This window comes from Castellaniella sp. (assembly GCF_034007085.1).
GTDB lineage: Bacteria > Pseudomonadota > Gammaproteobacteria > Burkholderiales > Burkholderiaceae_B > Castellaniella.
This window is the reverse complement of record NZ_JAVERO010000140.1, coordinates 1-5,088: the sequence shown is the minus strand read 5'-3', so window position 1 is coordinate 5,088 and position 5,088 is coordinate 1. Positions and strand designations below refer to the sequence as shown.

The 5,088-nt window shown below is 65.2% G+C and carries 4 protein-coding genes and 1 pseudogene; 4 read left to right on the top strand and 1 reads right to left on the bottom strand.

All coding sequences use genetic code 11. The features are described 5' to 3' along the window. Both RBR29_RS10390 and RBR29_RS10385 read left to right on the top strand, forming a co-directional pair. Window positions 1-255 (top strand): annotated as a pseudogene (locus RBR29_RS10390) (PLP-dependent aminotransferase family protein); the annotation flags it as partial. Window positions 256-309: 54 nt separating this feature from the next. Continuing rightward, window positions 310-1,671 carry an aspartate aminotransferase family protein gene (locus RBR29_RS10385; RefSeq protein ID WP_320349072.1) on the top strand — a complete coding sequence of 454 codons (1,362 nt, stop codon included), beginning with the start codon at window positions 310-312 and terminating at the stop codon, window positions 1,669-1,671. A gap of 10 nt (window positions 1,672-1,681) precedes the next feature. Here the strand turns inward: RBR29_RS10385 and RBR29_RS10380 are convergent, their stop codons facing one another. Then, on the bottom strand, window positions 1,682-2,635 hold the full coding sequence (locus tag RBR29_RS10380) for a LysR family transcriptional regulator (RefSeq protein WP_320349071.1): 954 nt from the start codon (window positions 2,633-2,635) through the stop codon (window positions 1,682-1,684). Between the two features lie 129 nt (window positions 2,636-2,764). On the opposite strand from RBR29_RS10380, the gene RBR29_RS10375 reads away from it, so the two are divergent. Together RBR29_RS10375 and RBR29_RS10370 are read left to right on the top strand one after the other, a co-directional pair. Beyond that, complete coding sequence (locus RBR29_RS10375) at window positions 2,765-3,952, top strand: acyl-CoA dehydrogenase (protein WP_320349069.1); 1,188 nt, start codon at window positions 2,765-2,767, stop codon at window positions 3,950-3,952. 11 nt (window positions 3,953-3,963) lie between these two features. Next, window positions 3,964-5,088 (top strand): CaiB/BaiF CoA-transferase family protein (locus RBR29_RS10370; protein WP_320349068.1); only part of this gene is annotated, 1,125 nt, incomplete at its 3' end.

The following is a 5,088-nucleotide window of genomic DNA, read 5'->3' as shown; positions in this document are numbered from 1 at the left end:
TTTGGCGACACGCTGGACATCGTGGGCGATGACGCCGGCCTGCACCTGATTCTGGCGCTGCCCGATGGTGTGGACGATGTGACGGTCGAACGGGACGCCTTGCGGCAGGGGGTGGTGACCCGCTCACTGAGCACGTATTACATGGACCGGGCGCATGCCCGGCCCGGCCTGCTGCTGGGTTATGCGGGGGCGACCCCCGAAGAGATCCGGCCAGCTTTCGAGGTGCTGGCCCGCGTGATTCGCTGTTACGTCTGATGCGTCGCGCAGGCAATCGATTTTTGACGAACGGAACCAAAAGGAAATCCTGATATGACGATGAGCGACACCCTGGCCCGCAGCGACGTGGCCTACCAATTGCATGCCTACACCAATGCAGCCCAGCATCGGGACATCGGCCCCTGCATCATGGATCGCGGCAACGGGATCTATGTCTACGACACCAACGGCAAGGAATACATCGAGGGCATGGCGGGGCTGTGGAGCGTGGCGGTGGGCTTCAGCGAACCCCGGCTGGCCCAGGTCGCGTACGAGCAGATGCAGCGGCTGCCCTTCTACCACACCTTCAGCCACAAGGCCAACGTGCCTTCGATCCAGTTGGCCGAAAAACTGATCGGCCTGACTGGCGGACGCATGGCCCAGGCGTTCTTCACCAATTCTGGATCCGAGGCCAACGACACCATCGTCAAGATGGTCTGGTATTACAACAATGCCCTGGGCCGCCCGGACAAGAAGAAAATCATCGCCCGGCAGCGCGGCTACCACGGCGTGACGGTGGCTTCGGCCAGCCTGACCGGCCTGGCGGGTAACCATCGCAGCTTCGACCTGCCTCTGCCGCGCATTCTGCACACACGCTGTCCTCATTGGTACCGCGAAGGCCAGCCGGGTGAAACCGAACTGGCGTTTGCCGACCGCCTGGCCGCCGAACTGGAGGCCCTGATCCTGGCGGAAGGCCCGGAAACAGTCGCGGCCTTCATCGGCGAACCGGTCATGGGCGCGGGTGGGGTGGTCGTGCCGCCCGAGACCTACTGGCCGAAGATGCAGGCAGTGTGCCGCAAATACGATGTGCTGCTGATCGCCGATGAGGTCATCACGGGCTTCGGGCGCACGGGCCGGATGTTCGCTTCGGACCTGTTTGGCATCGAGCCGGATTTCATGACCCTGTCCAAGCAATTGACCTCTTCGTATCAGCCGCTGGCGGCGGTGCTGATGAACGAACGCGTGGCGTCCGTGATCACTCGCCACAGCGGCGAATTGGGTACCTTCGGGCACGGCTACACCGCCAGCGGCCACCCGGTGGCGGCCGCCGTGGCGCTGGAGAACATCCGCATCATCGAGGAACGTGGGCTGGTGGACAATGCCGCCGCCGCAGGGGCTGTGCTGCAGCGCCGGCTGCGGGAACTGGCGGACCATCCCCTGGTGGGCGAGGTCCGGGGCGTGGGGCTGATTGCGGCGGTCGAACTGGTGGCCGACAAGGCCTCGCGCGCGGCCTTTGATCCGCTGGGCAAGGCCGGCGCGCAGGTCGCCCGGCTGGCTCAGGACAACGGCCTGATCCTGCGCGGCATCCAGGACAGCCTGGCCTTCTGCCCGCCATTGATCATCACCGAGGCCCAGGTTGAAACCCTGGCGGATCGCTTCACGCAGTCTCTGGAGGATGCGGCAAAGGCGTTGTGAGCAGCCCTCGTCATCCCTCTGCGGCACTGCGTGCAAGCGGCGTCGATTCGCCAGGCATGCCATGGCCTGCTGGGGCCATGGCATGCCTGGCCCCAGCTTGATCGACCAGCCAGTCCCGGAAATGCATCAATGCGGGCAGCGTGGCCTTGCGCTCGGGGATGATCAGGTGAAAGGCCCGCTGGCCGGGGCCGCTGTGCGGATTCAGCACGGCCAGGGTCCCCTGGGCCAGTTCCCGCTGGATCAGAAAGGGCGGGATCAGGGCTACGCCCAGGCCGTCGCCGGCTGCCTGGGACAGCATGGAAAACAGTTCCAGCCGCATGCCTGCCATGGCGGCGGGCACGCTCACGCCCGCCGAGGCGAACCATTCGCGCCAGGCCGTGGGCCGGGTGCTTTGCTGCAGCAGGGGCAGGGCGGCGATGCGGGCGGCATCCAGCGGGCCACGCGCCAGCGTCGGGCTGCAGACCGGCACCGGATTTTCGCGCATCAGGAAATGGGCCTGGGTGCCGGGCCAGCGCGGGTCGCCAGAATAGATGGCGGCATCGAACTCTGTGTCTTCGAACAGAAAAGGATGGGTGCGGGTGGCCATGTTGACTTGCAGCCCTGGCCGTTCGACATGCAGGGTCGCCAGGCGCGGCAGCAGCCAGCGGGTGGCAAAGGTCGGCACTACCGCCAGTTCCAGCACACCGCCGCCCTGATGGGCCATGATGGCCTGGGTGTCGCGTTCGAGCGCATCCAGCTGACGGCGCACCAGCCGGCTGTAGCGTTCGCCCGCATCAGTCAGGCGCACTCCCCGGCGTACACGCTGGAACAGCGGTACGCCGACCAGGGCCTCCAGGCCCGCGACCTGGCGGCAGATCGCGCCCTGGGTCAGGGACAGTTCCTGTGCGGCGCGGGTGAAGCTTTCGTGTCGGGCGGCGGCTTCGAAGGCCTGCAGGGCCTGGGTGCTGGGCAGTCGTTTACGCATTACGGAGTGAGTAAAAATCACTGATAGTGCAGTTTATATCGTTTGTCTCGCATGGGTTATCCATATAGTATGCGTCAATATCACTGATCCTGTTTGTGGATTCTGTTTATATTTGTTCGGAGACCCCTCATGTCCGCTTCCCGTCCCCAGTTCGAATGGCTCGACCCCCTGCTGCTGGACCAGCAGATCAACGATACCGAGCGCATGGTGCGTGATGCCGCGCGCGCCTATGCCCAGGGCAGTCTGCTGCCGCGCGTGCAGGAAGCCTTTCGTCACGAGAAGACCGATCCGGCGATTTTCCGCGAGATGGGCGAACTGGGCCTGCTGGGGGCGACCATTCCCGAGCAGTACGGCGGCGCGGGCATGAACTATGTCTGCTATGGCTTGATCGCCCGCGAGGTCGAGCGTGTGGATTCCGGCTACCGTTCGATGATGAGCGTGCAAAGCTCGCTGGTCATGGTGCCCATCCACGCCTTCGGCACCGAGGCGCAGAAACAGAAATACCTGCCGAAGCTGGCCTCGGGCGAATCGATCGGCTGCTTTGGCCTGACCGAACCCGACCATGGTTCGGATCCGGGTTCCATGGCCACACGGGCAAAGAAAGTGCCGGGCGGCTACAGCCTGACCGGGGCCAAGACCTGGATCACCAACAGCCCGATTGCCGATGTGTTCGTCGTCTGGGCCAAGGACGAATCTGGCGACATCCGTGGCTTCATCCTGGAAAAAGGCTGGAAAGGTCTGTCGGCGCCGGCCATCCATGGCAAAGTCGGCCTGCGCGCCTCGATCACGGGCGAGATCGTGCTCGATGATGTCTTTGTCCCGGAAGAGAACGCCTTTCCGGATGTGCGCGGTCTGAAAGGGCCTTTCACCTGCCTGAATTCGGCGCGCTATGGCATTGCCTGGGGTGCGCTGGGTGCCGCCGAGGCCTGCTACGAAACCGCGCGCCAGTATGTGCTGGATCGCAAGCAGTTCGGCCGTCCCCTGGCCGCCAATCAATTGATCCAGAAAAAGCTGGCCGACATGCTGACCGAGATCACGCTGGGTCTGCAGGCCGTGCTGCGCGTCGGCCGTCTCAAGGACGAGGGCCTGGCGCCGGTCGAGATCACCTCCATCATCAAGCGCAATTCCTGCGGCAAGGCCCTGGACATCGCCCGCACGGCGCGCGACATGCTGGGCGGCAACGGCATTTCCGATGAATTCTGCGTCGCCCGCCACCTGGTCAACCTGGAAGTCGTCAATACCTACGAGGGTACGCACGATGTGCATGCCCTGATCCTGGGGCGGGCCATCACCGGTATCGCTGCCTTCGCCAACTGAGGAGGCCGGTCATGGCGCAAGAAACCGCCGTACCCGGGGCCGCGCCCCGGGGCGCACTGTCGCACATCCGCGTCCTGGATCTGTCGCGCATTCTCGCCGGCCCCTGGGCCACGCAGATCCTGGGGGACCTGGGCGCGGATGTGATCAAGATCGAACGGCCCGGTGCGGGCGACGACACGCGCGGCTGGGGGCCGCCGTGGATGCCGGATGCCCAGGGCGGGGAATCGCGCATTGCGGCCTATTATCTGTGCGCCAACCGCAACAAGCGCTCGGTGACGGTGGACATGGCCACCCCAGAGGGCCAGGATCTGATCCGTCGGCTCGTGTGCCAGTCCGACGTGCTGGTGGAAAATTTCAAGTCGGGTGGCCTGGCGCGCTACGGTCTGGACTATGCCAGCCTGCATGCGCTCAACCCGCGCCTGGTGTATTGCTCCATTACCGGATTCGGCCAGACGGGACCTTACGCCGCGCGTGCGGGATACGATTTCCTGGTGCAGGGCCTGGGCGGCCTGATGAGCGTCACCGGCCGGCCCGATGACGAACCGGGGGGCGGGCCGATGAAAGTCGGGGTGGCCTTGACCGATATCCTGACCGGCCTGTACGCCGCCAACGCGATTCAGGCCGCGCTGGCGGCACGCGAGCACACCGGGGTCGGGCAGCATGTGGACATGGCGCTGCTGGACGTGCAGGTCGCCTGCCTGGCGAACCAGGCCATGAACTACCTGGCCACAGGCCGCAGCCCCGGGCGGCTGGGCAACGCGCATCCCAGCATCGTGCCCTATCAGGACTTTCCTACGGCCGATGGCCACATGATCCTGGCAATCGGCAATGACGGTCAGTTCGCCCGCTTCTGCGAGGAAGCCGGCCGTCCCGACCTGGCGCAGGACGTGCGCTTTGCCACCAATCGGGCGCGGGTGGAAAATCGCGCCGAACTGATCCCCATTCTGCGGCATCTGACGACGGCGCGCACCACCTCGGATTGGGTTGCGGCGCTGGAATCCCGTGCCGTACCCTGTGGGCCGATCAATGCGATCGAGCAGGTGTTCGACGATGCCCAGGTGCGCGCACGCGGCTTGCGCATCGACATGCCGCATCCCGAAACGGGCACGGTGCCACTGGTGGCCAGTCCGATCCGC

Coding starts and splice junctions, on each gene's coding strand:
- RBR29_RS10380 (WP_320349071.1), bottom strand. CDS start 2,635: ATGCGTAAACGACTGCCCAGCACCCAGGCCCTGCAGGCCTTCGAAGCC.
- RBR29_RS10385 (WP_320349072.1), top strand. CDS start 310: ATGACGATGAGCGACACCCTGGCCCGCAGCGACGTGGCCTACCAATTG.
- RBR29_RS10375 (WP_320349069.1), top strand. CDS start 2,765: ATGTCCGCTTCCCGTCCCCAGTTCGAATGGCTCGACCCCCTGCTGCTG.